This is a genomic window from Bartonella sp. AP57NXGY (assembly GCF_042195805.1).
Lineage (GTDB): Bacteria > Pseudomonadota > Alphaproteobacteria > Rhizobiales > Rhizobiaceae > Bartonella.
The window spans coordinates 1-2,955 of the sequence record NZ_JBHIOZ010000150.1 but is presented as its reverse complement, the minus strand read 5'-3'; the positions used below and the strand labels follow the sequence as shown (position 1 = coordinate 2,955).

The window sequence follows — 2,955 nt, the reverse complement described above, 5'->3', positions numbered from 1 at the left end:
TCTCGTGCTGCTAAAACCGATGTGAACTGATCCACCATAACGCCTGGAGCAACAAAAAGAATATCTCCAGTCCCTCCTTCATCGGTAATGGCTTGTAGCCGTGCATGGTGAATATCAAGAACATTGGTGCTTTGAAAATCTAAACCACCATAAATCAGCGTGCTGCCCGAGACATAAATATGATCCGCAGTTAAATATAGCGTTTGCGGCGTGTAAATATGAGAACGATCATTGCTCAAATCCAGTGTGTTTGCTGTCAATCTCACATCCCCCGTAGCAGACAGCACATTCTCAACGCTGATCCCTCCTGATACCGAGGTCAGGGTTGCACTGCCATAGCCAATGACCTGATCATAATAAATGTCGTTGCCAGCAAAAAGTTCAATATTGCCACCACTGATAATATGCCCAACCTTTATACCCTCTTGCGCTGTAGCAAAAAGGGAACCTTTATCATGAAAAACAAGAGCACCTGTAGGGTTTGAAGGGCTCACCTGAGAGTGAACAAAATCTAAACCTGTCATCAGTGTGCCTGCATCAAGACTTCCCACCTTTAAAACGGCATCATCACCCGTCATCAAAGAAGAAAAATCAACCGCCCCACCATGAATGTCTGCTCTGCCATAGGCTAAAACTTGCCCAAAATGAATGCCGGCATGGGGGTCAACATGAATGGCAACATTGTGATGCGACAGAATTGTTTGGGAAACAGAGAGCCCATTATGAGAAACCAGGGTGATATCTCCTGCCCCATAAATACTTTCAGCAAAAATCGCACCTTGACTGCTCTGGAGATCAACATCCCCTTTTGTGCCAAGAACAAGGCTGCCAGCTGCTTGCGTGGCTGCCATATCAACCCCACCAGCTAAAAAATGGGCTTGTATATCACCACCGGCATGCGCCCTGAGATTGCCCCCAGCTAAAACAGTGCCACCAATATTAAGCGCTCCATCTGTTTCAAGTGTTACATCAGCGCCTGCGCCTAGCCCTGAAACTTGAAGAGCATGGTGCGAAGAAAGCTCCAAATTGCCCCCCGAGGTAGCTTTTCCGGCAATTGATAAAAGCCCATCCTGGGCATCTACGCTCAAATGACCTTCCGCGCCAACCGTTTCTAACATGACACCTTTTTTTGCTGCAATCGCAATATGCTTTTTGGATGTAATGTTCTCTGCATGAAGGGTATCGCTTTTTGATTGAAGAACAACACCCCCATGACCAAAAACATTCTTCAACGAGATTTTTCCGTCAGCAGAAAGATGCAACTGCCTCGCATTCGCTGCCATATCATGGCGCATGCGAACCCCAACACCTTTTTCTGTTGCCACAAGTTTAATCTGATCCGCCTGTAGAGCCCCCAAAGCAGAACCATCTATCGCATATTCCGGTTTACCGGTAATATCGGTCAGTTCTTTCATTTCCCGTGAAGCATAATCAAAGTGACCCGTCCCTGCTGTCACACCAATTTCTCTGCCCGCAACAGCTCCTTCAAAATGCACTGTGCGTGAGACAATATCGACAATATCAACCGCTCCTTGACCAGAGAAAAAATTGGCTCCCTTAGCGCCAAAGGTAATATCCCCACCTCGCACCTCAAAGCCTTTCAAAAAACCGCTCGCATCAATTTCGGGAACACCTGTGGTTAAGGTCGCATGGGGCGTATTGATAAAGCCACAACCATCACAACTTATCCCATTGGGATTGGCTATAATCACATCGGCGGGGCTCCCAAAAACCTCTCCTGGACCATTCAAAGCACTGCGCTTGCTGCTGGTCACTTCATTTAAAATCACTTTCGCTGAACCCGTGAAACGCAAATGCGGATTGCCCGGCATAATGCCCCCCAACTGCGATTGCCCTACTTCTTGCGCATGATTGTTCCAAATCACACCCGGATTTCCAATATTAAAATCGTTATATTTATTGTGCGATAAGCCCTTGCCATTGGGGGTAACAATATCAATCGAGGGAACCCCATTGGGCGCTGCCACTATATCTGGACGATGGGCGGCATTCGCGTTAGGATCCACAGTAATTTGCGCCTGTAACGCTGAAGGGGCTAACAAACAAGAAAAACCAAGTCCCCCAAATAAAACCTTTTTGAGCATCGTACTGGAGACTAAAACACCTAATAAAGCTGCTCTTTCTGCTCTCTTTTCATATCTCATACGTTAACTCCCCAATAAAAAATGCTTAAAGTTCCATTGTTAATGTCATAAAAAATGTTCCTGATTTTTTGTGCTTAACTGTGCTCCAAAAAATACTGGAATAACTGGCATCAAGAGAGACCATGCCTCCCGCAAGCTTGACACCGGCTGTCCAACCGGCAAGCTGATCATTCTTAATCCCATACAAGGGTTGTGCAAAAACACGCCCATAATCCAAACCAACATAAGGGCGAAGTTCTCCAAAAACCTTTTTGAAGGTCGCGTGATTGCTCCACGGAATGGTGCGTAGCAACAAATCATTCCGGCTAAAAAAACCGTTATTGCCAAAAAGCAAACTCTCACGCGTGCCACGAACATTGGAAGCGCCCCCCAACGAAATCTGTTCAGCTCCCAATAAATTATGCGGTGAATATTGACCACTCAAAAGATTGCTCAGTATAAAGTCCAAGCCCCCTATCTTAAAAGGCGTCATGACACTAAGCGTACCGGTAAATTTGGCAAATTGTGGCTCCGCATCCCCTGCTCCTGGCGCATGTTTCTTTACTGAATGAAACAAGGGAAGACCTTGCAAATAACTCACATCAAAGGTCCAAGTCCCCCCCAACATCTGGCGCGAATGCGAAATGCCAAAATTGGCGACGCTATATTGACGGCTGCCCACTTCAATCTTATTGCCAAGAAGGTAATTGTTGGTTCTTTTATAAGAAAGACCCAAATTCAAGGTTGTAAGGGAAACACTATCACGGTAAAGAACCCTGCTTGTACTGGCGTGCAACTCACTGGAATCCCC

General features: G+C 46.2%; 2 protein-coding genes. Both read right to left on the bottom strand.

The annotated features are described in order from the left end of the window. Window positions 1-2,165: filamentous hemagglutinin N-terminal domain-containing protein (locus ACFIL8_RS08765; RefSeq protein ID WP_375689473.1), on the bottom strand; the 2,165-nt coding region annotated here is incomplete at its 3' end. 25 nt (window positions 2,166-2,190) lie between these two features. Continuing rightward, on the bottom strand, window positions 2,191-2,955 hold a 765-nt coding region (locus ACFIL8_RS08760; RefSeq protein ID WP_375689471.1), incomplete at its 5' end, for a ShlB/FhaC/HecB family hemolysin secretion/activation protein.